21 protein-coding genes are annotated in these 23,656 nt (G+C 59.8%); 7 read left to right on the forward strand and 14 right to left on the reverse strand.

The window, feature by feature from the left end; genetic code table 11:
* Positions 1 to 5: 5 nt before the first annotated feature.
* Positions 6 to 704 (reverse strand): transcriptional regulator CecR, encoded by a 699-nt coding sequence (gene cecR / locus ACMGGW_RS04825; RefSeq protein WP_049203806.1) that lies wholly within the window; start codon positions 702 to 704, stop codon positions 6 to 8.
* A gap of 297 nt (positions 705 to 1,001) precedes the next feature.
* Between cecR and rhlE the strand changes: the two genes are divergently transcribed.
* From rhlE to dusC, 3 genes are all read left to right on the forward strand, one after another.
* Positions 1,002 to 2,381: an ATP-dependent RNA helicase RhlE gene (gene rhlE, locus ACMGGW_RS04830; RefSeq protein ID WP_025301932.1), complete on the forward strand. Its 1,380-nt coding sequence runs from the start codon at positions 1,002 to 1,004 to the stop codon at positions 2,379 to 2,381.
* 114 nt (positions 2,382 to 2,495) lie between these two features.
* Positions 2,496 to 3,455, forward strand: a complete 960-nt coding sequence (locus ACMGGW_RS04835) for a D-2-hydroxyacid dehydrogenase family protein (protein WP_043136722.1) — start codon at positions 2,496 to 2,498, stop codon at positions 3,453 to 3,455.
* 84 nt (positions 3,456 to 3,539) lie between these two features.
* Complete coding sequence (gene dusC / locus ACMGGW_RS04840) at positions 3,540 to 4,472, forward strand: tRNA dihydrouridine(16) synthase DusC (protein ID WP_025301934.1); 933 nt, start codon at positions 3,540 to 3,542, stop codon at positions 4,470 to 4,472.
* A gap of 41 nt (positions 4,473 to 4,513) precedes the next feature.
* Here dusC and ACMGGW_RS04845 read toward each other — a convergent pair whose 3' ends face one another.
* The 7 genes from ACMGGW_RS04845 to ACMGGW_RS04875 form a co-directional block, all read right to left on the reverse strand.
* Positions 4,514 to 4,780, reverse strand: coding sequence for a hypothetical protein (locus tag ACMGGW_RS04845; protein ID WP_004939738.1), 267 nt, complete (start codon positions 4,778 to 4,780; stop codon positions 4,514 to 4,516).
* Between the two features lie 247 nt (positions 4,781 to 5,027).
* Positions 5,028 to 6,074 carry a ferric ABC transporter ATP-binding protein gene (fbpC, locus tag ACMGGW_RS04850; protein ID WP_197832622.1) on the reverse strand — a complete coding sequence of 349 codons (1,047 nt, stop codon included), beginning with the start codon at positions 6,072 to 6,074 and terminating at the stop codon, positions 5,028 to 5,030.
* A gap of 11 nt (positions 6,075 to 6,085) precedes the next feature.
* Positions 6,086 to 8,164 carry an ABC transporter permease gene (locus ACMGGW_RS04855; RefSeq protein ID WP_197832623.1) on the reverse strand — a complete coding sequence of 693 codons (2,079 nt, stop codon included), beginning with the start codon at positions 8,162 to 8,164 and terminating at the stop codon, positions 6,086 to 6,088.
* 67 nt (positions 8,165 to 8,231) lie between these two features.
* Positions 8,232 to 9,263 (reverse strand): ABC transporter substrate-binding protein, encoded by a 1,032-nt coding sequence (locus ACMGGW_RS04860; RefSeq protein ID WP_043136733.1) that lies wholly within the window; start codon positions 9,261 to 9,263, stop codon positions 8,232 to 8,234.
* The gene (gene uhpC / locus ACMGGW_RS04865) at positions 9,260 to 10,588 is read right to left on the reverse strand and encodes an MFS transporter family glucose-6-phosphate receptor UhpC (protein ID WP_342102683.1); all 1,329 of its coding nucleotides are present in this window, start codon (positions 10,586 to 10,588) and stop codon (positions 9,260 to 9,262) included. The genes ACMGGW_RS04860 and uhpC overlap by 4 nt, the downstream gene beginning before the upstream one ends.
* A 60-nt stretch (positions 10,589 to 10,648) precedes the next feature.
* Positions 10,649 to 12,190 carry an MASE1 domain-containing sensor histidine kinase gene (locus ACMGGW_RS04870; protein ID WP_049203816.1) on the reverse strand — a complete coding sequence of 514 codons (1,542 nt, stop codon included), beginning with the start codon at positions 12,188 to 12,190 and terminating at the stop codon, positions 10,649 to 10,651.
* Positions 12,190 to 12,819, reverse strand: coding sequence for a response regulator transcription factor (locus ACMGGW_RS04875; protein ID WP_049203928.1), 630 nt, complete (start codon positions 12,817 to 12,819; stop codon positions 12,190 to 12,192). Before ACMGGW_RS04875 ends, ACMGGW_RS04870 begins: the two co-directional genes overlap by 1 nt.
* Before the next feature lie 427 nt (positions 12,820 to 13,246).
* Between ACMGGW_RS04875 and ACMGGW_RS04880 the strand changes: the two genes are divergently transcribed.
* Positions 13,247 to 14,053: a toll/interleukin-1 receptor domain-containing protein gene (locus ACMGGW_RS04880; protein WP_065424042.1), complete on the forward strand. Its 807-nt coding sequence runs from the start codon at positions 13,247 to 13,249 to the stop codon at positions 14,051 to 14,053.
* A gap of 123 nt (positions 14,054 to 14,176) precedes the next feature.
* Here ACMGGW_RS04880 and ACMGGW_RS04885 read toward each other — a convergent pair whose 3' ends face one another.
* Entirely contained in the window at positions 14,177 to 14,941 is a 765-nt protein-coding gene (locus ACMGGW_RS04885) for an arylamine N-acetyltransferase family protein (RefSeq protein ID WP_049203819.1), read from the reverse strand.
* Between the two features lie 151 nt (positions 14,942 to 15,092).
* Here ACMGGW_RS04885 and ACMGGW_RS04890 point away from each other — a divergent pair, with 151 nt between their 5' ends.
* Positions 15,093 to 15,845, forward strand: a complete 753-nt coding sequence (locus tag ACMGGW_RS04890; RefSeq protein WP_043136760.1) for an SDR family NAD(P)-dependent oxidoreductase — start codon at positions 15,093 to 15,095, stop codon at positions 15,843 to 15,845.
* 32 nt (positions 15,846 to 15,877) lie between these two features.
* Here the strand turns inward: ACMGGW_RS04890 and ACMGGW_RS04895 are convergent, their stop codons facing one another.
* Together ACMGGW_RS04895 and ACMGGW_RS04900 are read right to left on the reverse strand one after the other, a co-directional pair.
* Positions 15,878 to 17,698: a hypothetical protein gene (locus tag ACMGGW_RS04895; RefSeq protein ID WP_049203821.1), complete on the reverse strand. Its 1,821-nt coding sequence runs from the start codon at positions 17,696 to 17,698 to the stop codon at positions 15,878 to 15,880.
* A 197-nt stretch (positions 17,699 to 17,895) separates the two neighbouring features.
* Positions 17,896 to 18,795 carry a LysR substrate-binding domain-containing protein gene (locus ACMGGW_RS04900; protein WP_197832332.1) on the reverse strand — a complete coding sequence of 300 codons (900 nt, stop codon included), beginning with the start codon at positions 18,793 to 18,795 and terminating at the stop codon, positions 17,896 to 17,898.
* Between the two features lie 116 nt (positions 18,796 to 18,911).
* Between ACMGGW_RS04900 and ACMGGW_RS04905 the strand changes: the two genes are divergently transcribed.
* Positions 18,912 to 19,691: a 2OG-Fe(II) oxygenase gene (locus tag ACMGGW_RS04905; protein ID WP_025301944.1), complete on the forward strand. Its 780-nt coding sequence runs from the start codon at positions 18,912 to 18,914 to the stop codon at positions 19,689 to 19,691.
* Positions 19,692 to 19,728: 37 nt separating this feature from the next.
* Here ACMGGW_RS04905 and ansP read toward each other — a convergent pair whose 3' ends face one another.
* Together ansP and ACMGGW_RS04915 are read right to left on the reverse strand one after the other, a co-directional pair.
* A complete protein-coding gene (ansP, locus tag ACMGGW_RS04910) occupies positions 19,729 to 21,195 on the reverse strand; it encodes an L-asparagine permease (RefSeq protein WP_025301945.1) in 1,467 nt (488 codons plus the stop codon).
* Positions 21,196 to 21,632: 437 nt separating this feature from the next.
* Complete coding sequence (locus tag ACMGGW_RS04915; RefSeq protein WP_004939694.1) at positions 21,633 to 22,070, reverse strand: PACE efflux transporter; 438 nt, start codon at positions 22,068 to 22,070, stop codon at positions 21,633 to 21,635.
* A 112-nt stretch (positions 22,071 to 22,182) separates the two neighbouring features.
* Between ACMGGW_RS04915 and ACMGGW_RS04920 the strand changes: the two genes are divergently transcribed.
* Entirely contained in the window at positions 22,183 to 23,076 is an 894-nt protein-coding gene (locus ACMGGW_RS04920) for a LysR family transcriptional regulator (RefSeq protein ID WP_025301946.1), read from the forward strand.
* A 16-nt stretch (positions 23,077 to 23,092) separates the two neighbouring features.
* Here the strand turns inward: ACMGGW_RS04920 and ACMGGW_RS04925 are convergent, their stop codons facing one another.
* Entirely contained in the window at positions 23,093 to 23,656 is a 564-nt protein-coding gene (locus tag ACMGGW_RS04925; RefSeq protein WP_025301947.1) for a DedA family protein, read from the reverse strand.

The following is a 23,656-nucleotide window of genomic DNA, read 5'->3' on the forward strand; positions in this document are numbered from 1 at the left end:
TGAATTTACGCGCCATGACGTTGGCGCAGCCCAGTAACCAGAATCTCAATATGTTCGCTCAGCACCGCCGCGATTTGCGCCGCTTCGCCCTCGCCAATGTCTTGCCAACCTGCCTGACGGCGGATAGTTTCGCGCGCCACGCGGAACGACAGCACCTCGCCGATCAGCGCATGGGTATGCAATACGAGGCGGGGGGCGTGTTCGTCGATGCCGGTGGCGGCCGACAGCAGGCGGCACAGCCGCTCGTGCATCGGCGCGATCACCTGGCTGTGGATCAGCGGATAGGCCTCGGTCGGGGCGAGCTGTTCGCGCGACATGATTTTGCTCAGGTTCAGCGTGTGCGGTTGGGTCATCAGCTCGCTGAAGGCCAGCAGGCCACGTTGCAACAAGCGCAGCGCCGCGTCAGGTGACCGTTGTGCGGCTGGTTCTTGCCGGAAGCGATCGACTTCCGCGACCAGCGGGGCGAACGCCTGCTGAATGAAATCGGCGAGCGACTGCGCCACGGCCAGGTACAGCCCCTCTTTGGAGCTGAAGTAGTAGGTGATGGCGGCGATGTTCTGGCCGGCGCGCTGGGCGATATCGCGCGTGGTGGCGCCTTCCAGGCCATATTCACCGAACAGTTCGGTCGCCGCGGCGAGCAGTTGCCGGCGCGTTTGCTCGCCGCGCGCCCGGCCGGCGGCCTGATGAGGGACGGAAGCTGGCATGGGTCACGCTCGAAGTTAATCAATCATATGATTAACTTTATGCCAGATTGTCTAAAACGCAACCGCTAACCACAATGAGTTATGTGATCGGCTTCAGACAATGCTGAATTTACGGCAGATTGTGCTCTAGGTGCGTAAAAGTGCTTTTTATTGCGCGACTTCTGTTACAATCGGCGCCTGGTGCACTGCAGTTTGTGCCAATCCCTCGTGGTCATGCTTAATGCCCCGTCTGATCATCCTCCCAGGAAACTGCACCGAACACCGTTAGGTTAGGGGGGATCTGGAGTTTTTCTCTTTATGTCATTTGAAACCCTCGGCTTAAGTGCTGAAATTGTGCGCGCTGTTGAAGAACAGGGCTATCGCGAACCGACGCCAATCCAGCGTCAGGCTATCCCTGTCGTGCTGGAAGGTCGTGACCTGATGGCCAGCGCCCAGACCGGCACCGGTAAAACCGCCGGTTTTACCCTGCCGCTGTTGCAGCTGCTGAGCAAGCATGACCATCCGGTCAAAGGCCGTCGCCCGGTGCGCGCGCTGATCCTGACGCCAACCCGTGAGCTGGCGGCGCAGATCGGCGAAAACGTCGAGGCCTACAGCAAACACCTGCGCCTGCGTTCGCTGGTGGTGTTTGGCGGCGTGAGCATCAACCCGCAGATGATGAAGCTGCGCGGCGGCGTCGATATCCTGGTGGCGACGCCGGGCCGTCTGCTGGATCTGGAACATCAGAACGCGGTTGACCTGTCCAAAATCGAAATTCTGGTGCTGGACGAAGCGGACCGCATGCTGGACATGGGCTTTATCCACGACATCCGTCGAGTGCTGGCCAAGCTGCCGGCCAAGCGCCAGAACCTGCTGTTCTCCGCAACCTTCTCTGACGACATCAAGGCGCTGGCCAACAAACTGCTGCATAACCCGGCCTCGGTGGAAGTGGCGCGCCGCAATACCGCGTCCGAGCAGATCGAGCAGAGCGTGCACTTCGTCGACAAGAAGCGTAAGCGGGAACTGCTGTCGCAGATGATCGGCGAAGGCGACTGGAAACAGGTGCTGGTCTTTACCCGCACCAAGCATGGCGCCAACCACCTGGCGGAACAGCTGAACAAAGACGGCATCACCGCTGCGGCGATCCACGGCAACAAGAGCCAGGGTGCCCGTACCCGTGCGCTGGCCGATTTTAAAGACGGCCGCATCCGCGTGCTGGTGGCGACCGACATTGCGGCGCGCGGTCTGGATATCGACCAGCTGCCGCACGTGGTGAACTACGAGCTGCCTAACGTGCCGGAAGACTACGTGCACCGCATCGGCCGCACCGGCCGCGCGGAACGCACCGGTGAAGCTATCTCGCTGGTGTGCGTGGATGAACACAAGCTGCTGCGCGACATCGAGCGTCTGCTGAAGCGTGAAATTCCGCGCATTGCGCTGCCGGGCTACGAGCCGGATCCGACCATCAAGGCCGAGCCGATCATCAACGGCCGCCAGGGCGGCGGACGCGGCGCGCCGCGCGGCAACGGCGGTGGCCAGCGTTCCGGTAACGGCGGCGGTCAGCGCAGCGGTAACGCGAACGGCGGCCAGCGTGAAAACCGTGGCAACGGTAACGGTAACGCTCGCCCGCAGGGGGACGGTCAACGCCGTTCCGGCGCGCCGGCCTCGCGTCGTCCACGTAGTCGCAAACCGGCCGAATAAGCCTGATTGCTCAAAGAGTAAGCCGCCGATACGGGCGGCTTTTTTTTTGCCTGGCGGAACGGCATTTTCGTACTAGGCTGGACGGTGGCTAACCCTACATTCCAGGAGACGGAGATGAAATTGAAGTGCGCAATTCTCGATGATTACCAGCAGGTGGCGCTCAAGATGGCGGACTGGTCGGCGCTGGCCGATCGGGTGGAGGTGTCCGCCATCAGCGCGCACTTTACCGATGAGACGGAGCTGGCGGTGCATCTGCAGGAGTGCGACATTCTGGTCATCATGCGCGAACGCACGCCGATGACTGCCTCGCTGCTGGCGCGGCTACCGAAGCTGAAGCTGCTGATCACCTCCGGCATGCGCAACGCGTCTATCGATTTGGCCGCCGCCGCCGAGCGCGGCGTGGTGGTATGCGGCACCAGCAGCGGATCGGCGGCGCCGATGGAGCTGACCTGGGCGCTGCTGCTCGGGTTGGCGAAGCATATCGTGCCGGAAAGCGTCGGGCTGCAAAACAACGGTCCGTGGCAACGGGATCTCGGCGTCACCCTGCAGGGCAAGACGCTGGGGCTGCTGGGGTTGGGCAAGATCGGCGGCCAAATGGCCAAGGTGGCACAGGCGTTCGGCATGCGGGTGCTGGCCTGGAGCCAGAACCTGACGGCGGAACGGGCGGCGCAGGAGGGCGCTTTGCTGGCGCCGTCCAAGCGGGCGCTGTTTGAGCAGAGCGATTTTGTCTCCATTCACTTGGTGCTGAGCGATCGCAGCCGCGGGTTGGTGGGGCGCGACGAATTGATGGCGATGAAGCCCACTGCTTACCTGATCAACACCTCGCGCGCGGGGATCGTCGATCGGGTGGCGCTGGTGGACGTGCTGCAACAGCGGAAGATTGCCGGCGCCGGGCTGGACGTGTTCGAGACGGAGCCGCTGCCGGCCGACGATGCGTTTCGTCAATTGCCCAACGTGCTGGCGACGCCGCATGTGGGTTACGTGGCGGACGACAACTATCGCGCCTACTTCACCGAGGCGGTCGAGGACATAGCGGCGTTCCTCGCGGGTCAACCGATTCGCCGGCTAGGCTGACGGCATTTTTAATGCCCGCAGAGGCTTGTCTGGCGCGGGCATTCACCCGTATCATTGCGGGTCTTTTTTTAGCTGGGATTGGTCATGCGCGTATTATTGGCTCCGATGGAGGGCGTTCTCGACTCTTTGGTGCGTGAGTTGCTCACCGAGGTGAACGACTACGATCTGTGCATCACCGAATTTTTGCGCGTGGTCGATCAGCTGCTGCCGGCCAAGTCGTTCTACCGGCTGTGCCCGGAGCTGCGTCACGCCAGCCGCACGCCGTCGGGCACGCAGGTGCGGGTACAGCTGCTGGGGCAGTACCCACAGTGGCTGGCGGAGAACGCCGCGCGTGCGGTAGAGCTGGGCTCTTACGGCGTCGATCTCAACTGCGGCTGCCCGTCCAAGCTGGTGAACGGCAGCGGCGGCGGGGCGACGCTGCTCAAAGATCCGGAATTGATCTACCAGGGCGCCAAGGCGATGCGCGCGGCGGTGCCGGCCCATCTGCCGGTCACGGTGAAGGTGCGTCTGGGCTGGGATTCCTCCAGCCGCAGCTTTGAAATCGCCGATGCGGTGCAGCAGGCGGGCGCCAGCGAACTGACGGTGCACGGCCGCACCAAAGAGGACGGTTACAAGGCGGATCGCATCAACTGGGCGGCGATCGGTGAGATCCGTCAGCGGCTGAGCATCCCGGTTGTCGCCAACGGCGAGATCTGGGATTACCAGAGCGCGCAGGATTGCCTGCAGGCGACCGGCTGCGACGCCATCATGCTGGGGCGCGGCGCGCTCAACGTGCCGAACCTGAGCCGGGTGGTGAAGTATAACGAACCGCGTATGCCCTGGCCGCAGGTGGTTGAGCTGCTGCAAAAATACGTCCATCTGGAAAAGCAGGGCGACACCGGCCTGTATCACGTGGCGCGCATCAAACAGTGGCTGGGCTATTTGCGTAAAGAATATGACGAAGCTACCGAACTGTTCAGCGAAATACGCGCGCTGACGACGTCAGGGGATATTGCGCGTGTCATCTGCCGCAGCTAAAAATAAACCCGCGCGCGGCGGGTTTATTTAAATATGTATTATCAGGCGGCTTTATCAAGACGATTTAATTCTATCTCGATATCCTGAATGGTTTTTTCCAGCCCTTCCAGGCAGGCGCCCTGTTTATTCAACAGGTCGTTAATGGCTTCGGCGAACGCCTTATTTTTGCATTCCCCCTGATCGAAGGCCAGCCAGTGTGCGGAGAGCGTCTCGGTATTCGCCTGCGCATAGTGGCGCATTTCCTTCAGCTGGGAAGCGACGTTGCGTAAATTATCCAGCTGCGCCTGTGCGTTTGCATTGTTGCTCATGAATTTCTCCTTGAGTTGGCCGTTAAATAATTTCGACTGCGGGATTAAGCTTACCCTATCCAAATAAAAATATCACCCTCGGTGGCCTTATTGGTTATTTTTTAATGAATGCGGATGTATTTATTTCTCGGCTGAACAAGGACTTGGGCGGAATTGTAAAAATAGATAAATACGGTTTTTTTTGGCAGTTATTTTCGGTCATTCCATACGGAATGACCGTTATTCTAACGCTTAAGGGTGATGCTTATTATGCCGCGTCCGCCAGCATAAACATGCCGTAGGGATGAATTTCCAGATAATAGTGCTCGCCGACGTTCGGCTGCAGGCGGGTGGCGTTAACCTGCAGCAAAATCTGCTGCCCGTGCCATGCCACCGTCACCTCATACTGCGGCCCCATGTAGGCGACATGTTGGATCACGCAGCGCTGGCTTTCATCGCCATGCTCACTCAACGTGATCGCCTCCGGTCGCACGCCCACCGTGCCGGCGCCCTGGGCGGCAAAATGCGTGGGACGTGGCAGGCGATAGCCGCTGATATCGACATGATCGGCGCTGAAGTTGGCCGGGAACAGGTTAGCGTCCCCCATAAAGCTCGCCATAAAGCGCGACGCCGGCTGCCGATAGAGATCCTGCGGCGAGCCCATCTGCATGATATGGCCCTTGTTCATCACCAGCACGGTGTCGGAGACCGCGAAAGCCTCGCTCTGATCGTGGGTAACGTACAGCGAAGTGATATCAAACTGCTTTTGCAGCTCGCGGATCTTTTCGCGCATGCTGCGGCGCAGGTTGGCGTCGAGATTGCTCAACGGCTCGTCGAACAGCAGCACTTTCGGCTTGAGGATCAGCGCGCGCGCCAGCGCCACGCGCTGCTGTTGGCCGCCGGAGATCTGATCGACATAGCGATCGTCGAACCCCGCCAGATCCACCATCGCCAGCGCTTCCTGCACGCGCGCTTTCACTTCGGCGCGCGGAATGCCGAGCATCTTCAGCCCATAGCCGACGTTCTCCCCCAGCGACATATGCGGGAACAGGGCATAAGACTGAAACACCATGCAGATGTCACGCTGCTGGATGGAACGATGGGTAACGTCTTCACCATCAATGAATATCTGCCCGTCGCTCGGTTTCTCCAGCCCGGCGACCAGGCGCAAAATGGTGGTCTTGCCGCAGCCGGAAGGGCCGAGCAGCGTCACCATTTGCCCCCGTGGGATGGTGAGCGTGATGTTATCGATTACCGTGTTGCTGCCGAACCGTTTGGAGACGTTACGCAGTTCAACGAAATTTTTCTGGCTCATCATGGGCTCCATTACGCCTGGTTTTTGGCTTTTGAACGGGAGATGCGTGCCTCACCGATCAGCCAGTCAAAGAGGAAAATAATCGCCAGCATCACCACGATCAGAATTGAACCGTAGGCGATCGCTACGCCGTATTCGCCGTCTTCCACGCGGTTGAGGATGTAGGCGGTGGCCACGCGGGTATCGGGGGTGACCAGGAAGACGATGGCGCTGACGGTAGTGATGGCGCGCACGAAGCTGTAGATCAGCGCCGACAGGATCGCCGGGCGCAGCAGCGGCAGCAGGATGTGCGTGATGGTGCGCAGCGAGCCGGCGCGCAGGCTGAGCGAGGCTTCGTCCAGCGATTTGTCTATCTGGCCCAGCCCGGCGATCCCGGCGCGAATGCCTACCGGCACGTTGCGCATCACCATCGAGATAATCACGATGGCGGCCGTCCCGGTGAGGTACACCGGCGCGCTGTTGAAGGCGAGAATGTAAGAGACGCCCGCCACGGTGCCCGGCACCGCAAAGCACAGCATGGTGGTGAACTCGATGGTCTTTTTGCCCTTGAACTGCTGACGCACCACGATCCAGGCGATCAGCAGACCGAACGCGGCGGTGATCGGCGCGGCGATCCCGGCGTACAGCAGCGTGTCGAGCAGCGAAGGCCACGCGCCGTCGCTCATGCCCTGGCCGAACAGCTTGATGAAGTTATCCAGCGTCAGCGTGTAGTCCACTCCCCAGTTGACGGTGAAGCTGCCGTAGAAAATGCTGCCGTAGAGCAGGGCGTTAAAGGCTACCCACACCGCCAGCAACGCGATCACGCCCCACACCAGCGTGACCGGCAGCGGCTGTACGTCGCCGCGGTAGGATTTGCCTGACACGGTGACGTAGGAACGCTTGCCGATCCACAGGTACTGGATGCAGAACACCAGCAGCGAGAACAGCAGCAGGAAGGCGCCGAGGGTGCTGGCGGCCTGATAGTCGAGCTGCGAGCCGGTGATGTAGAAATAGATTTGCGTCGCCAGCACGTCGAAGTTGCCGCCGAGCACCAGCGGGTTGCTGAAGTCGGCCAGCGATTGCACCACCACGATCAGAAACGCGTTGGCCAGCGCCGGTTTCAGCAGCGGCACGAACACGCCGTTAAAGGTTTGCCAACGGCTGGCGCGCAGGGTGTAGGAGGCCTCTTCCAGCGAAGGATGAATGGTCTTGATCGCGCCGTCGAGGATCATGAACGCCATCGGCGTGAACGCCAGCACCTGCGCCAGCCAGATGCCGGTAAAGCCGTACAGCCAGTTGGTGTTGGTCAGGCCGAACCAGGCCACCATCCACTCGGTGACGTAGCCGGAACGCCCCATCATCAGCGTGACGCCCAGGCCGACGACGAACGGCGGCGTGACGATGGGCAGGATGGAGAAGATGCGGCCGATAATGGCGCTGCGCTTGGCGATGCGGGTGGTGTAAATCGCCAGCACCAGGCCGAAGAAGGTGCAGCCGGCGCCCACCGCGATCGACAGGGCGATGGAGTTGAGGATCACCTGAACGATATGCGCCTGCGACAGCACGTTCATAAACGCCAGCGGCGCGAATGCCCCCGTCTGGTCGGTGAACATCGGAATGAAAATCGCGATGCTCGGCCAGACGATGAAGACGCCGATCAGCGCCACGATGGTGACCAGCGCACCGATAACGAAACGGTCGCCGCCCAGCCAGTCGAGGCGGGTCAGCGCCAGCGTCATGATGGCGCCCAGCGAGGTCAATTGCACCAGGGGGACGTAGCCTAAACCGCGTCCTGCCACCGTGGCGCTGACGACGATAAAGGCCATGCACAGCAGTGCCCAGCCGGCATCGAACGCGTGGCGGCGCCGCTGCTCACGGCCCGCCGCAGCGTAAGGACGCAGCAGCAGCAGGCTCGGCAGCAGGCACCAAAGCCAGCTGATATTGCGGTGTGACCAGCCGTAGGCCGCGAGGATTTCATCGCCGGTGGACTCCAGCAGGCCGTAATCCAGGCTCCAGCTCGGCAGCAGGGCGAACGCCAGCCAGCCAAGCAAAACCCAAAGGAATATCGCATCTCGTTTTTTCACGAGATGGAGTGCATGTGTATGTGACATAAGTTCCCCGGATGTTCAGGCCGGGTAAGGCGTGAAGCTTACCCGGCAACAGGCGCAGAATGTGGGTTTATTTACCCATCTTGACTTCGCTGACCCATTTATTGATCAGCGCCTTGCGGACCTCGGTCGAGCCGTACTTGTCCATGTCGTAGTTGATCAGTTTCAGATCGTCGAGCTTCAGCGAGTTCGGCGAGGTATCGGCGGTGGTGTTGGTCAGGATCTGATAGGATTTGCCTTTCTTCCACGCCAGCTCCTGCGCCTCTTTCGACAGCACCCAGTCCACGAACAGTTTGGCGTTATCGAGGTTGCGCGCGCCTTTGAGGATGCTGACGCCGCCGATTTCGTAGCCGGTGCCTTCACACGGCGAGATCAGCTCAAGCGGCGCGCCCTGTTCTTTTTCGAGCGAGTAGTCATGCAGGAAACCGATGCCGATCGCCGTTTCGCCGCGGGCGGCGTTGCGCGCCGGGGCAATGCCGGACTTGGTGTACTGCGAAACGTTGGCGTTCAGCTGCTTGAGGTAATCGAACGCCTGATCGTCTCCCCACAGTTGGGCAAAGGTCGCCAGCGCGGTGTAGGCGGTGCCGGAACTTTGCGGATCGGCGATTTGAATCTCGCCTTTGTATTCCGGTTTGGTCAGGTCTTTCCAGCACTTGGGCACCGGCAGGTTTTTCTCTTTCAGGCGCTGGGTATTGACGCCAAAGCCGAGAATGCCGACGTAGACCGCCGAGGAGTAGTTGCCTTTCAGCTTGGCTGGATCGCGGAATTGCGTCATGACTTGTTCGAGGTTGGGCGATTTGTACGGTTGCAGCAGCCCCATTTCACCGGCCTGGGATTGCGGATCGAGCGTGCCGCCGTACCAGACGTCCGCCTGCGGGTTCTTCTTCTCGGCGTCCACTTTTGCCAGCGTGCTGCCGGAACCGTTGCGGATAAACGCGGTTTTCACGTCATATTTCTCGCCGAAGGCTTTGGTTTCCGCTTCGCACATTTCATTGGTGGCGCTGCAGTAAACCACCAGGCGGCCCTTGGCGTGCGCGGCGCCGCTCAGCGTGGCCAACGCGATGCCGGATGCTATCAGGGTAGTGACCCACGTTTTTTTCATTGTTTTATCCTTCTCTCGGTAGAGGTGGTAACGCTCGCCATCAGCAGCGGCATCAGCAATAAACCCATAAGAACGGCGGCGATCGACAGCAAACTGAACATGCCTGACCAGCCATAGCCTTCGATAACCCGCGACAGCGGCCAGCCCGCCAGCGCCGCCCCCAGATAGGCGAACAGGCCGAGAAAGCCGGTGATGGAGCCCGCGGCGCCTTTGTGCCCGCATTCCACGGCGGCGAGGCCAATCAGCATCTGTGGGCCGAAGACAAAGAAGCCCACCGCGAAAAAACAGCCCGCCAGCAGCGCGTAGTGATGCACCGGCGCCAGCCACAGCGCGGCGACGGAAACCATCAGCCCGAGCGTGAACAGCAAAATCATCGGCGCGCGCTGCCCGCCGAACAGCACATCCGAGCCCCAGCCGGCGAACAGCGCGCCGAGCAGGCCGCCTATCTCGAACAGCATCACCGTCGCATTGGCGCTGAGCAGGTTGACGCCGTGGCTTTCCGTCAGCCACAGGTTGCCCCAGTCGTTCAACGCGATGCGGATCAGGTAGACCAGCACGTAAGAGACGCCGAGCAGCCAGATCATCGGGTTCTTCAGCATCGTGGTGCGCAACATCTGCCACAGCCCCATCGGCGGGCTTTGCTGTTCCTGGCGCAGCTCCAGCGGATCGTGGCGCCACTGGCCGACCGACGGCAGGCCTTCTTCCTGCGGCGTGCCTGTCAGCTGCCGCGTGAGCCAGATGCCCAGCACCATGCTGACGGCCCCCGGGATCAACATCGCCGCCTGCCAGCCCCAGCGCTGGGCGGCGAAGGCGCTGATCAACGGCACGATCGCGCCGCCGAGGTTGATCGACATATTCCAGCAGCCCCACCAGAAGCCACGCTCATTGCGCGAATACCAGTGGGTCAGCAGCCGCGCGCAGGGCGGCCAGCCCCAGCCCTGAAAGAAGCCGTTCAGCGCCCAGACCGCCAGCAGCAGCGTCAGCGATTCGCCGAAGGCGAACGCCACGTTCAGCAAACCGGTGGCGAACAGGCCGATCCCCATAAACCCGCGCTGCCCATGGCCGTCGTGCCACAACCCGGCGGCGAATTTCGACAGGCCGTAGCTCAGATAAAACAGCGAGCCGAGCAGGCCAATGTCCCCTTTATCCAGCCCCAAATCCGTTTGCAGCGCCGGCAGCACGTAATTCACGCTTTTGCGCGTCAGGTAAAAGGCGGCGTACCCGATGACCATATACAGCAGCAGTCGCGGGCGCAGCGCGCGGTAACGATGATCGATTTCAGATGTCGAGCGTGCTTGCATAGCCGCCTCCCTGGTGCTGACTATAAGAAGGTGAAAGGGAAAGGGGATGAGAGAAAGTCCGGAGTGGCTAAGACTTTTTCCTAGTTAGTCGGCGGTTTGTTGCAAATTTGTGGGCAGGTTAACAATTACCCGGGTGCCGCGCTGCGTTTCCAGCGTCAGTTCGCCGCCGAGTGCGCTGACCCGTTCGCGCATCCCCTGAATGCCGAAGCCAGGCACCTTGTCCGCACGGATGCCGATGCCGTTATCCCGCACCTCGAGGTGCAAAAGCTCACCCTGTTGATACAAGACGATGGCGACTTCGCTGGCTTCGGCGTGTTTGCACACGTTGTTGAGCAGCTCTTGCAGCAGCCGGTAGAGGGTGAAGCGCACCGTCTCGCCGGCGGGCGTGTCGATGAGTCGGTAGTCGAAATGGCAACGGATGCCCCGTTCGCTAAAGGCGAATTCATTCAGCAGGTGGTGAAGCGCGTCTTTGAACGCCAGCTCGTCCAGCGCGGGCGGGCGAAGCTGGCGCAGCAGCTGGCGCGTGGAGTGATGAATGCGCCGGGCGAGATCGGCTATCTGGTTCGCGGCGGCCTGGGTTTGCGCCGGATCGCGCGCCCGCTTGACCAGCTGCGACTGGATTTGAATCGCGGTGATGTTCTGGCCGATTTCATCGTGCAGCTCGCGCGCCAGGTTTTTTCGCGTGTCTTCTTCGGTGTGGATCAGTTTTTCGGTCAGCGCCCGCCGCGCCGCCAGCTCTTCTTCCAGGCGTCGGCGATAATGGTGCAGGTTTTGCGCCAGGTGTTGCTGGCGGCTGATGGCGATGCCCAGGCCGATGCCGAGCAGCGCCTGCGTCGCCAGAAAGATTTCCAGCTCGACCAGATTGCCGAACCCCACGCCGACCTGCCGGGCGAGGGTGATCATCATGCTGCCGAGCAGGCCGGACAACACGCCGCCCTGCCAACCGAACTTCCACGCCATCACCACGTTCGGCAAAAACACCACGATCAGCAGCAGGCGCTCGATTTCCGGCGACAGCACCATCTGCGTACCGATGCCGATAACGAAAAACAGGCTGCACCAGATGATTAAGGAGGCGCGCAGCGGCGGGTTGGTGGTGTCCAGCCCCAGCAGGTGGTAACGGTGCTGTTGGCGCAGAAATTCAAAGATCAGGTAGACGAACGGGGTCAGCAAAACGCCGCCGGTAAACGACGCCAGGCCGAGCAACATCGCCGGGCTGTGCGCGAAAGGCGACAGTAGGGCGGTATTGAGCAGCGAGGCGGCGGTCACGGTAGCCAGCAGCAGCGTCAGCCGCTGCCAGTAGAGCGGAAAACGGCGCCAGAATCGCTGCGCGAGCGCGGCCGGGAGCAGGGTGATGAACGGCGCGGCCAGCAGGCCGTAGCCGCTCAGCAGGCGTTCGCCGTGCAGCCAGAACAGCAGCAGCACCGGCGGTATTATCAGAGCGGGCCAATAGCGGCGCGCCAGCAAGATCAGCAGCGCGAGATAGACGCCGTGAGACAGAAACAGCGCTGCCTGATTGCCGTTGTGGGTCAGATAGAAGCCGAGCGTCCACAGCATCAGCCAGCCACTGCCCCAGGCCAACAGGATAAACAGCGAGATAACCCAGCGCCGTGAGCGGAGTGACATCAATGCCCCGCCAGCAGCTGATGTTCGAGGGCGAAATGCACCAGCTCAATGGTGCTGTTGCACTGCAGCTTGCCCAGGACGTTGGCGCGATGTACGTGTACCGTTTTATGGCTGAGATCGAGCTTGAAAGCGATCTCCTTTACGCTGTCACCTCTGACCAGCAGATCGAATATTTCACGCTCGCGCGGGGTCAGCACTTCCAGCGCCGTGGCCGGCTGCTCGCCGCCGCGCAGCGCCCGCAGCGCGTCGGCGCACAGGTAATGGCCGCCCATCTCGACGGAGCGCACCGCCTGCACCAGTTCTTCCGGCCCGCAGCGTTTGGTCAGATAGCCGCTGGCGCCGGCGTCCAGCGCACTCTGCACGAAGGTGGGTGAGTCATAGATGCTGAGGATGATTGCGCGGAACTGCGGCTTCTGCGCCCGCAGGCGTTTCAACAGGCTCAGGCCGTTTTCATCCGGCATGGCGATGTCCATCACCGCGACGCTGACGTCGTCGCGCAGCAATGCCGGCCAGGCCGCCGCCGCGCTGCTGTATTGCCCCACCACGTCGATATCGTCCTCGAGGCTGAGCAATTGCGCAAAGCCGGAGCGCACCACTACATGGTCATCCACCAGTATCACACGGATCATTTTTCGCACTCTGTTGCCGAATCATGACCCTATGATGCCTGCCGCCGCGGTGCTGGCAATCAGCCAAGCGCGGTTATGCAATCGATGTAACATAATCGTAATAAAAGGGCGCCGCCCGCGTCGTCAACGCTCCACATCGATGGCGAAATGCTGCCACAGCGCGGCGCTCGTTTTGTTGAGTGAGGTCTTTGGTGCAGTTGGGAAAGGATTATCAAACTTATGAAGGGTTTGCTTAGTATGCCAATACGATTAGAGTTTCCTCTATAAGATTAGGAGTGTAATAACGTATAGGTGTGTTATTAGTTAGTATCTCGTCACTGTAATACAATCAAAATGATGAGTGAGTTGTGAAGTTCATTGGCGATTGAAAATTTCTCTGAGAACGCTGATAATCACAAGTATGGATAATTCCTTTCGGAAAAAAATAATGAATAATAACCCGGTTGGCTACGGTCCGGTTTTTATCACTGGAGGACCCTTCAAAGGAAGGATCGGACTTTATGAAGATGACACTATTTACGATAGTGAAATTAAAGAATTATGCTACTTCAAAGGAAGGAAAGATTCAGAGGTGGCGATAGTATATTTTGGTGATTATTTTATTTCACCGAATTACTTCTATGTGAACCCCAAGGATATGCGTTTTGTAACAACACATGATTTGTTAACAAGGCGCGAGTGTTTATATAAGTTATTATCTAAATACTCAGAACCTATATATGAAGACATGAATGAAGACTTATATGAACTAGATAGCCATGAAAGCTTGCAAGAACTACATTTTATAGATTTATTGTTATCGGAAAACTATCTTTCAGTAAGGTTTAAAAAAGATATGATAGGAAAGAATATTTTTATATCACACTCGTCTAAAGATAAACCTTTTGTTCGGAAGGTTGCTACTGATATAAAGTTGTTTGGTCATACGCCATGGCTTGATGAATGGGATATCAGAGTCGGAGAGTTTATACCTGAAAAACTGTCAATTGGCATTGAAAATGCGGACTTTATTATCGTAGTTCTTTCTGAAGCAGCTATGAAATCAAAGTGGGTAGAGCGAGAGTGGCAAACAAAGTATTGGGATGAAATAAGTAACAATAAGATACATATTTTACCGATACTTTATAGTGATTGTAATATCCCTACGTTGTTGAAGTCTAGAAAATATGCTGACTTTAGAAGTGATTATAACGAGGGTATTGAAGGTGTTTTGGATGCTATAAATAACCTTTAGCTGTTCACTCTCTAAAATTAAGGGGGATGTTCTATTGAAAAAATTTATGTGGGAAGGCTTTGTTAATCCCATGATCCTTTAGAAGGCGCATGGGACATTTTAATCTAAATTATGTTAGTTCTTTCAACGATCCAAATCGATGGCGAAATGCTGCCACAGCGTGGCGCGGCGTTCCTCTTCCGAATGCAACGTCGTTTCGTGGCGCTGGTGATCTTCGGTCACGATCAGCTTCATGTCGCTGAGGGTCACCCGGCCGTGCTCCGTCGGCCGTGAACACACCAGGCGCTGGGTGAAGTGCGACTGCGGTGAGGTGCTGTGGAAGTGGCACATCTCGTCGAACTCAGGCAATTCGCGCGGCTGAACGGTAAAGCGATACAGGGTTTTGGCATGCGAGCGTTGGTCGCCGTTGCGGCGCTCCAGCAGGTAATACTCGCCTTCCCGCTCCAGGTGGAAGGTGCCGCTGGCCTGCGGTTGCGGCTCGGCGACGACGATCTTCAGCGGCGTCAGGAAGGAATCGCCGAAACCGACATCCACTAGCCAGGCCTGGCCCGCCAGATCCACCCGCAGCGCCAGATGGTCGTAGGGCGGGCCGAAATGGCCGTCGCGCGCGCGGATCTCGCCGGAGATGAAGCTCACCTTGAAACCGATCTCCCGCAGCAGCAGGGCAAACAGCGTGTTCAGCTCATAACAGAAACCGCCGCGGTTACGCTCGACCACCTTGCTGAACAGCGCCTCCGGCGTCAGCTGAATACCCTGATGATAAATAATGCTCAGGTTCTCGAACGGGACGCTCAGCATGTGGCGATGGTGCAGCTGTTGCAACGTGGGGAGGTCAGGGCGGGCGCCGCCGGTAAAGCCGATATGCTGCAGGTAGCGTTGGGTATCCACAGGGTGTCTCGCATGAGAAAAAGTAGGCATAAAATAGCGGGCTTTGCGGCGTTTGTGAGCGCATTACGTGCTGCGTTGTCACTGCTGCCGCAAACTGTCACTTGCCGGCGCTAGCCTGTTCCCCTGAGTTCAACGTTGCAGGAGAACGGCTATGCAAGATTTCAAACATCGGGTGGCGCTGGTGACCGGCGCGTCCACCGGCATTGGCGAAGCGATCGCCGCCGAGCTGTTTCGGCGCGGCGCCACGGTGGTGATGACCGGCCGCCACGCAGTGCCTCTCGCCGCCGCCGCCGCGCGGCTCGATCCCGACGGCCGACGGGTGATGACGTTGCGGATGGACGTGCGCGATGCGCCGTCGGTGCGGCAGGGTATTGAAGAGATCGTGCGGCGCTGCGGCGCGCTGCATCTACTGGTCAACAACGCCGGGATCACCGGCCCGCACGAGGTGGATATCGATCGGTACGCGGTCGAAGATTGGCACGAGGTGATCGCCACTTGCCTGAGCGGCACGTTTTTCGGCATGAAGTACGGCCTGCCGGCGATCGTCGCCGGCGGCGGCGGGGCGGTGGTGAACCTCTCTTCCGCCAACGGCGTGGTGGGCATTGCCGGGATTGCACCTTATACCGCCGCCAAGCATGGCGTGCTGGGCCTGACGCGCTCGGCGGCGCTGGAATTCGCCACGCGCGGCGTGCGCGTTAATGCCGTCGGGCCGGGCTATGTGGATACGCCAGCGATGGGGAAACTGCCAGCGCCGGCGCGGGCGCAGATGGCCGCTTCGCACCCGCTGGGGAGGATGGCGACGCGGGAAGAGGTGGCGAAAACGGTGGCTTTCCTGCTTTCGGACGACAGCAGTTTCACCACCGGCGCGTTTTACAGCATCGACGGCGGTTATACCGCGCGTTAATGGCAAACAGGCCCCTGACGGGGCCCGTTCGGTTACCAGGATTTACGCGGGTTGCGGGAGACGATGTCGATCTTTTGACACAACAGTTGGGTGATGTCCACCGAGGTGGGCTGAGCGGCGCTGCCGACAAAGTTTTTCAGCACGATGGCGATGCGGGCATAATTGACATAGCCCTCAGGCAACGGCAAATATTCCGACGAGTTAAGCGCAGTGATGCGATCCGAGGTCATCGTTGCCGAAGCGGCCGGCGTTACCGTGCCGGTGCGCCCCCACTGGCAAGCTTTTTCAAGTAGGGTAGTGACGCCGGCATCGCCATTCAGGACATACTTGCCTTGGTAAGTGCCGATGGTGACATCAAGGCTGCTCTGGCCTTTCAGGTTTGCCAGCGTGGCGCGCCACAGTACCAGATCGTTTTTCGCGATTGGGAAGTAGATCTCGACGCGTTTGTCCGTTGTCGTCGCCGTTTTGGTGGTGGCGGTCAGCACGCCGTTTTGCAGCGTCACCGCCAGATCGGCGGTCTCCGTTTGCGAGAGGCGTGCGCCGCCGAAGGCATAGACGTTATTCAATGCCAGCGCGCCGCTCTCTTTCCAGCTCGGCTCCGGCAGATGGTTGACGCCATCGCCCAGATAGAGCAGGCGCCACATGTTGATGTAGCCGGGCGCTACGATCTTTTTCATCTCAATATGGTTGTTGGACCAGCCTTTTTTAATGTCGGCGTTCACCAGATCGAAACCGTCGATATAACATTTTCCGCTCAGATCGCTGGACTTATCGAAGAAGAAATATTCGACGTATTGGTAGGGCACGTTGCTGCCGGCATCGGTGTTGTTGGTCATCACGCTGTGCCATTGGCTGTCTTTGATTTTTACCGTACCGCCGTTGTTGCTGGTAAAGACCGGCCGGTAGTTGCGGCAATTGGCGTTGCCCCATTCGAAGTGGCAATTTTTGAAGTCCAGCGTGCCGCCCTTAAGGTCGAACAAACCATAGTCGGTATTGGCCAACTGTTCGGTTTCATTGCTAAAGCCGCTGTAGTCGAATGAACAATCGCGGAAGGCCAAGGCATGCACCCCCTGATAATAGTTTCTGCTGTCGCCGAACAGGCATTTGTAGAAGACGATTTTTTCGCCGGCGTTAGCGGTGGTTTCAGACCAGATCGGCCAGAAGCAGCCGCGCACCATGATGCTATGCCAGCTCTGAATATAGGCGTTATTGCCAAAGACGATGCCTTTATACAGGTTGGTCAGCCAGACGTTTTGCACCAGCAGTTGGCAGGCCGGCAGGCCGTGCATGTTTGAGGCATCGCTGTAGACGCACAGGCCGCGCAGGTTGGCCGCCGCGCCAGGGGCACCCACGATGCGCAGGTTATAAATCGCCGGCGCTCCCAGCGAATATTGCACGCGTACGCACTCGATGTTGGTGGCGCCGCTGAAGTCCAGAATGGTGCCCTTAAAATCGACGGCGTTTTTCCACAGCTTCAGGTTCGCGGTGGTTTTACAAGAGCGAACGCCGCCGGGGCCAACCAGAGTAATCCCCGCCGGGGTCGTTGGGATAGGCAACTGCCACCACTCTTCGCCTTTGACCTGCAAGAAGTTGCACGCGCGGGTAATGGTCAGCGAGTAATCCAGTTCATCGCCCGGCAGGTGCCACCAATCGATGCTGTAATCGCCGTCATTGATGATGCGCTTCCAGCGGCGGTTTTGCGCGTCGACGAGCAGGGTGACGCCGTTGTCCTGGCTGGTGGTATCCGTATCGTCTCGGGTAAATACGCCGTGATGGTAGCGGTTTTCGAGCATCACCGCGGTTTCGCTACCGGCATAGCTGCGCAGGTTGGCGTAATCATTTAATGAAATCATGGAATAGCCCTCGTTTTGGACAATAAGAGGCCGATGCAATATGGCGATTGCAGGGGCGGCGGCATAGGGAAATGACATTGTGGCCGAAGGGTGAATCGGTTCGCGATCCCGGTCGACAGAGATAAATTAACAGGCTGAGGTGAGAGGCTTAAGCGTTCAGGGTTGTGCCTGACGCCAGCAAACATCGCCGCCGGGGTTCAGGTTTGGTCTGTAGATACGAGGGTTTGCAACCAGGCCAGAAACGCCGCTGCGCCGGGTTTTTCCAGCGTGCGCGGCGGGTAAACTACGTAGTAGGGTTTGCTGAGCCGCAGCGCCGGTTCGGCCAGGGTGACCAGTTGGCCTTCCGCCAGTTCACGGGCGATCAGCCGCCGCTGGCCGAGCAGCACCCCGCGCCCTTGCACGGCGGCGTCGATGGCCAGCGAGGTCAGGTTATAGGTTAGCCCGCGCCGCGGCGGCGGCGGCCGATCGGCGGCGGTGAACCACTCGTGCCAGCCCGGCAAAAACTGGCTCTCCTTGCCCCAGTCGACGTGGATCAGCGGCAGCTGCGCCCAGTCGCCGCACTCGCGCAGCGCCGGGCTGCACACCGGCTGCACCCAATCCTGAAACAGCTGCACCTTTTCCAGCAGCGGGTAATCCTGAGCGCCGAAGCACAGGGCGAAATCCGCCGCCGAATGGGCGAAATCGACCGCCGCATGGGTGGCGTGCAGCCGCAAATCGCCGTCGGGGCACTGCGCCAGCCAGTCGCCCAGCGCCGGATTCAGCCATTTAGACGCCAGCGCCGGCAGGGCGAACACCGTCAGCGCCTGTTTGCCGCGCTGGCGTTCGACGTGCTGCTGCGCCACGCGCAGCGTTTCGAACGCCTCCTGCACGTAGGCCAGGTAGTCCGCGCCCTGTTCGGTCAGCGTGACGCCGCTTTTGGCGCGAATGAACAGCGTGATGCCCAGATGCTGTTCGAGCTGGCGGATTTGCTGGCTGACGGCGGCGGCGGTCAGCGCCAGCACATCCGCCGCACGGGCCAGGCTGCCGGTGCGAGCGGCGGTTTCGAACGCCAGAATGGCGCTCAGCTTGGGCAGGCGAGCACGGGACGGTGGCGGCATGGGCAGGACTATCGCTAAGAATTCGTTAGCTTATCCATAACGTATTTTTGTTATGGCGGCAATGCGCCATTCGCTACAGTGAGAAGCATCCGGCTATCGCACACGAGGGGAACGTCATGCCGCAACTTGCCGATATTATCGATCTGTCCGCCCATCCCATCGACGACGCCGCATTCCGCGCCCGTTGCAGGCAAACGCTGGCGCGCGCCGGCGCGCTGGTGCTGCCGGGATTTCTGCGCCCCGCCGCGCTGGCGACGGTAAGGCTGGAAGGTGCCGAACAGCACCACGCGGCGTTTTACGCCAGCAGCAAACACAACGTGTATCTACGGCCGCAGGACGACGCGCTGCCGGCCGACCATGCACGCAACCGGCTGGTGGTGTCATCCAAGGGCTGCATTACCGACGAGGATATCCCATCGCAGTCGCCGCTGCGTGCGCTGTACGATGCTCCGGCGTTTCGCGAGTTTCTCTGCGCGGTGTTGGATGAGGCGCAGCTGTATCCCTACGCCGATCGGCTGTCGTCGATCAACCTGCATTACGCCCACACCGGTCAGGAACTGGGCTGGCATTTTGACAACTCCTCATTCGCTATCACGCTGCTGATCCAGAAACCGCAGGGGGGCGGCCGTTTCGAATACGTGGAGAACCTGCGCGACGCCGACCGCGGCGAGATGAACTATGCCGGGGTCACGCAGGTGCTGGACGGTGAGCGGGCGGTCAAACAGCTGGCGATGGAGGAGGGGGATTTAGTGCTGTTTCGCGGGCGCAACGCCATGCACCGGGTGACGCCGACCGAAGGCGACACCACGCGCATGCTGGTGGTGCTGGCCTACAATGCGCAGCCGGATGTCATGCTGTCGGAAAGCGCCAGAATGACGTTTTACGGCCGGTTATAGCGGATAAAAAAACCGCCCCGGAGGGCGGTTTGTCGATTCAGTGCGGGTTCTGCTCTTCGTGAGCCTGCTGCTCCCGCTTCACTTCCTGCGCGCGCTTGCGCAGGCCGAACCAGCCCAGCGTCAGCAGCACCGCCAGCACCGGAATGGTGGCGATGGTCCAGGTGCCGTTCGGATAATCGAACGCCATCATCACCACGACGACCAGCAGGAACGCCAGCGTCAGCCAGGAGGTGAACGGCGCGCCCGGCATCCTGAACGATACCGGCTGCGCACGGCCTTCGCGCACGGCTTTGCGCAGGCGCATCTGGCAAACGATGATAAACGCCCAGGAGGCGATGATGCCCAGCGAAGCGATGTTTAGCACGATCTCGAAAACCCGCGACGGCACCAGGTAGTTGAGCACCACGCCGATCACGTAGATGCCGCAGGTAACCAGGATGCCGGCGTAAGGCACCTGCTGGCTGCTCATTTTAGCCATCAGCTTCGGCGCGGAGCCGCCCATCGCCAGCGAGCGCAGGATGCGGCCGGTGGAATAGAGGCCGGAGTTGAGGCTGGACAGCGCGGCGGTCAACACCACGATGTTCATGATGGTGCCGATGTAAGGCACGCCCAGCTTGCTGAAGAAGGTCACGAACGGGCTTTGGCCGGCCTGATAGGCGTTCCACGGCAGCAGCAGCACCAGCAGCACCACGGAGCCGACGTAGAACAGACCGATACGCCAGATCACGCTGTTGATCGCTTTGGGCATCATTTTAGCCGGATCTTTACACTCGCCGGCGGCGGTGCCGATAAGCTCGATGCCGGCGAAGGCGAAGATCACCCCTTGCACCAGCACCAGCGCCGGCAGCAGGCCGTGCGGGAACATGCCGCCGTTTTCGGTGATCAGGTGCATGCCGGTGGTGTGGCCGGCGACCGGGGTGCCGGTGCCGAGGAAGACGACGCCGACAATCAGGAACAGCGCGATAGCGACGACCTTGATCAGCGCGAACCAGAACTCCATCTCGGCGAACCACTTCACGCCGATCATGTTCATGGTGGCGACGATGCCGAGCGCGCCGAGGGCGAACAGCCACTGCGGCACGTCGGCAAAGGTGCCCCAGTAGTGCATGTACAGCGCCACTGCGGTGATGTCGACGATACCGGTCATCGCCCAGTTGAGGAAATACATCCAGCCGGCGACGTAAGAGGCTTTCTCACCGAGAAACTCGCGGGCGTAAGAAACGAAGCTGCCGCTGGAAGGGCGATGCAGCACCAGTTCGCCCAGCGCGCGCAGGATGAAGAAAGAGAAGATCCCGCACACCAGATAGACCAGCGCCAGCGCCGGCCCGGCCAGTTCGAGACGGCCGCCGGTACCGAGGAACAAGCCGGTGCCGATCGAACCGCCGATGGCGATCATTTGGATCTGCCGGTTGCCCATGCTTTTGTGATAACCGGATTCATGAGAGTCTAGCCAGCGTCTTCTGGCGGCGTGTTTGTCATCCGCCGACTTTTTTTGTGAGTGCATTATCCGTCCTGTTTACCTGTCTATGATGAACTCCGCCCTGAGCTGCAGAGCAAACGATTGCCATCAGCAATCGTAATGAGAATGAGGTCGTGGCATCATTCCGCTGTTTATTGTGTATACAGCCGCCGTTAAATAACGGCGTGGCATGCTACCGTTTCCCGATAAATGTGGCAAAAAAACCTGCGTACAAAGTGTGAACAATGGTGTGTATTTTTTAAACTGAAAACAAAAGCGCATATTATTCAGTAAGATGAGTCTCATTATCAACACGGAAATATCGAGCGATAAAAGTGATTGAAATCACAGAATAATAATTACCGCGCAAATTAAAGGGATTTTGAGGTTATTTCGCGTGAGAGGGGAAAGCGGGCGGAAAATAAAACGATGGCGCCTGCGCGGCAATGAGCGTGCGCAGGCGAATCGGACGAGGGGGAGGCTTAGGCGGATTCACCGGCCGGCAGAGCCGAAGCCGGCAGGCCGAACAGCTTGTCGAACGCCCAGTTAAACAGGAAGGTGTAGCAAGGAATGATGACGATCAGCGCCATATCCAGCAGCAGCGCCTGCCACAGCGTGATGCCCATCCACCAGGCGATCAGCGGGATCAGATACACCACCAGCGTCAGCTGAAAGCCGACGGCGTGCAAAATGCGGCGTTTGAGCGTGCGGGTGCGCGACACCTGGCGGCTTTCCCACCACTCGAATAAATAGTTGTAAATAAAGTTCCAGCTTACCGCGATGGTGGTGATCACCACCGCCAGCGGCCCGGTGCTGCTTGGCGCATGGCCCGACAGCAGCGCCAGCCCCAGCGCCGAGATCGCCATGCCGATGATTTCATAAGCGGTGACATACACCAGTTTGCGTTTGACGCCTTGCATCGTTTTCTCCCGATCTGTTTTTAGTTGCCTCTGTGGCGACGGCGGCTAAGATAACGTCAATCACATTGATAGAAAAAGTCAGGAGCTGTCAGTTTTTCTGACAGGTTGAGCGATGAATTTTTCCAGCGACAACATCGAACTGTTTTTGGCGGTGCTCGACCGCGGCTCATTTTCCGCCGCCGCCCGCGCGTTGCGGCGCGTACCGTCTGCGGTCAGCATGGGCATCGCCAACATGGAGGCGGAGCTCGGTTTCGCCTTGTTCGACCGTTCTCACCGCGAACCGACGCCGACCGCGCTGGCGCTGGCCCTGGCGCCGCACGCCCGCCTGATCGCCGGGCAGCTCAAGCAGCTGCAGGTGCACGCCATCGAGCTATCCCAGGGGCTGGAGAGCCGGCTTTCGATCGGCGTGGCGTCGGATATTAACGGCGCCGGCCTGCTGGCGGCGGTGAAAACGCTGTCGCAGCGTTATCCGCTGCTGAACATTGAAGTGCTCAGCGCGCCGCAGGACGACGTGCTGCACATGCTGCATCAGGAGCGCATCGGCGTTTGTCTGGCGTTCGGCGGGCTGAACGTCAACAGCGCGGAACAGTTTCACTTCGTCGGCGCGGAATCGCTGGTGGCGATGCTGTCGCCGCAGCATCCGGCGCTGGACGGCGCGGCGGGTGAGCTGTTTCTCGAAGATCTGGTCAACGTGCGGCAGATCATGGTGGCCAGCCGCGATCTGCCGATCGGCGATCTGCGCCCGCAGGTGGCGGAGGCGTATTGGCGCACCGACAGCCTACCGATGGCGCTGAACATGGTGGAGGCGGGGCTGGGGTGGGGCAATTTCCCGCTGTCGCTGGCCGAGCCGCTGCTGGCGCAGGGGCGGCTGGTGCGGCTGAAATTCAAAAATACCAAGAACGAACTGCGCTTGCCGATGCATTTGATCTGGCTGAAGAACCGCCCGTTGGACAAGGCGGCGCGCGAGCTGGTCGAGCTGATGCGCACGGCGCCGCAGGAAAGCTGACGCCCGCTGCGTTTGCTTACTCCGGGTGGCGTTTACGCCACCAGAAACGCACCAGCAGGATGGCGGCGATCGCCAGCGCGACAAACAGCAGGCCGGAGAGTTTTTTGTCGAAGCCGGTAACGAAGCGTTCGATCGCCTGGCCACCAAAATAACCGAGCATGACGAAGATCGTCGCCCATAAAATAGCGCCGAGGATATTGAGCGGTACGAAGCGCGACGGCGGCAGGCGGCTGGCGCCGATCAGCACCGGGCCGATGATGCGGAAACCGTACATAAAGCGCACCCCGATAACGAACAGCATCGGGTGGCGAGCGATCAGCCTTCTGGCGCGCGCGATGCGCTTTTCCTGTCCCTTGAGCCGCGAGATGACGCGGCCTTCAAACCGGCGGCCGGCGAAGTACAGCAACTGGTCTCCCATCATGCCGCCCAGCGCCACCACCGCGATCACCCACGGCCAGTGCAGCAGCCCTTCGTGGGCGGCGATGCCGCCCAGCAGCGTGATGGTCTCCCCTTCCGCCAGGCAGCCGATAAACAACGCCCAGTAACCGTAGTCCGTAATGTAGTGGGCCAAATCGGTCAT

It is taken from the genome of Serratia sp. BNK-4 (genome assembly GCF_048685115.1).
Lineage (GTDB): Bacteria > Pseudomonadota > Gammaproteobacteria > Enterobacterales > Enterobacteriaceae > Serratia > Serratia bockelmannii.

Bases quoted from the DNA above. Each gene is read 5' to 3' on its own strand.
- cecR (WP_049203806.1), bottom strand. From the start codon at position 704: ATGCCAGCTTCCGTCCCTCATCAGGCCGCCGGCCGGGCGCGCGGCGAG.
- rhlE (WP_025301932.1), top strand. From the start codon at position 1,002: ATGTCATTTGAAACCCTCGGCTTAAGTGCTGAAATTGTGCGCGCTGTT.
- ACMGGW_RS04835 (WP_043136722.1), top strand. From the start codon at position 2,496: ATGAAATTGAAGTGCGCAATTCTCGATGATTACCAGCAGGTGGCGCTC.
- dusC (WP_025301934.1), top strand. From the start codon at position 3,540: ATGCGCGTATTATTGGCTCCGATGGAGGGCGTTCTCGACTCTTTGGTG.
- ACMGGW_RS04845 (WP_004939738.1), bottom strand. From the start codon at position 4,780: ATGAGCAACAATGCAAACGCACAGGCGCAGCTGGATAATTTACGCAAC.
- fbpC (WP_197832622.1), bottom strand. From the start codon at position 6,074: ATGAGCCAGAAAAATTTCGTTGAACTGCGTAACGTCTCCAAACGGTTC.
- ACMGGW_RS04855 (WP_197832623.1), bottom strand. From the start codon at position 8,164: ATGTCACATACACATGCACTCCATCTCGTGAAAAAACGAGATGCGATA.
- ACMGGW_RS04860 (WP_043136733.1), bottom strand. From the start codon at position 9,263: ATGAAAAAAACGTGGGTCACTACCCTGATAGCATCCGGCATCGCGTTG.
- ACMGGW_RS04870 (WP_049203816.1), bottom strand. From the start codon at position 12,190: ATGTCACTCCGCTCACGGCGCTGGGTTATCTCGCTGTTTATCCTGTTG.
- ACMGGW_RS04875 (WP_049203928.1), bottom strand. From the start codon at position 12,819: ATGATCCGTGTGATACTGGTGGATGACCATGTAGTGGTGCGCTCCGGC.
- ACMGGW_RS04880 (WP_065424042.1), top strand. From the start codon at position 13,247: ATGAATAATAACCCGGTTGGCTACGGTCCGGTTTTTATCACTGGAGGA.
- ACMGGW_RS04890 (WP_043136760.1), top strand. From the start codon at position 15,093: ATGCAAGATTTCAAACATCGGGTGGCGCTGGTGACCGGCGCGTCCACC.
- ACMGGW_RS04895 (WP_049203821.1), bottom strand. From the start codon at position 17,698: ATGATTTCATTAAATGATTACGCCAACCTGCGCAGCTATGCCGGTAGC.
- ACMGGW_RS04900 (WP_197832332.1), bottom strand. From the start codon at position 18,795: ATGCCGCCACCGTCCCGTGCTCGCCTGCCCAAGCTGAGCGCCATTCTG.
- ACMGGW_RS04905 (WP_025301944.1), top strand. From the start codon at position 18,912: ATGCCGCAACTTGCCGATATTATCGATCTGTCCGCCCATCCCATCGAC.
- ansP (WP_025301945.1), bottom strand. From the start codon at position 21,195: ATGCACTCACAAAAAAAGTCGGCGGATGACAAACACGCCGCCAGAAGA.
- ACMGGW_RS04915 (WP_004939694.1), bottom strand. From the start codon at position 22,070: ATGCAAGGCGTCAAACGCAAACTGGTGTATGTCACCGCTTATGAAATC.
- ACMGGW_RS04920 (WP_025301946.1), top strand. From the start codon at position 22,183: ATGAATTTTTCCAGCGACAACATCGAACTGTTTTTGGCGGTGCTCGAC.
- ACMGGW_RS04925 (WP_025301947.1), bottom strand. From the start codon at position 23,656: ATGACCGATTTGGCCCACTACATTACGGACTACGGTTACTGGGCGTTG.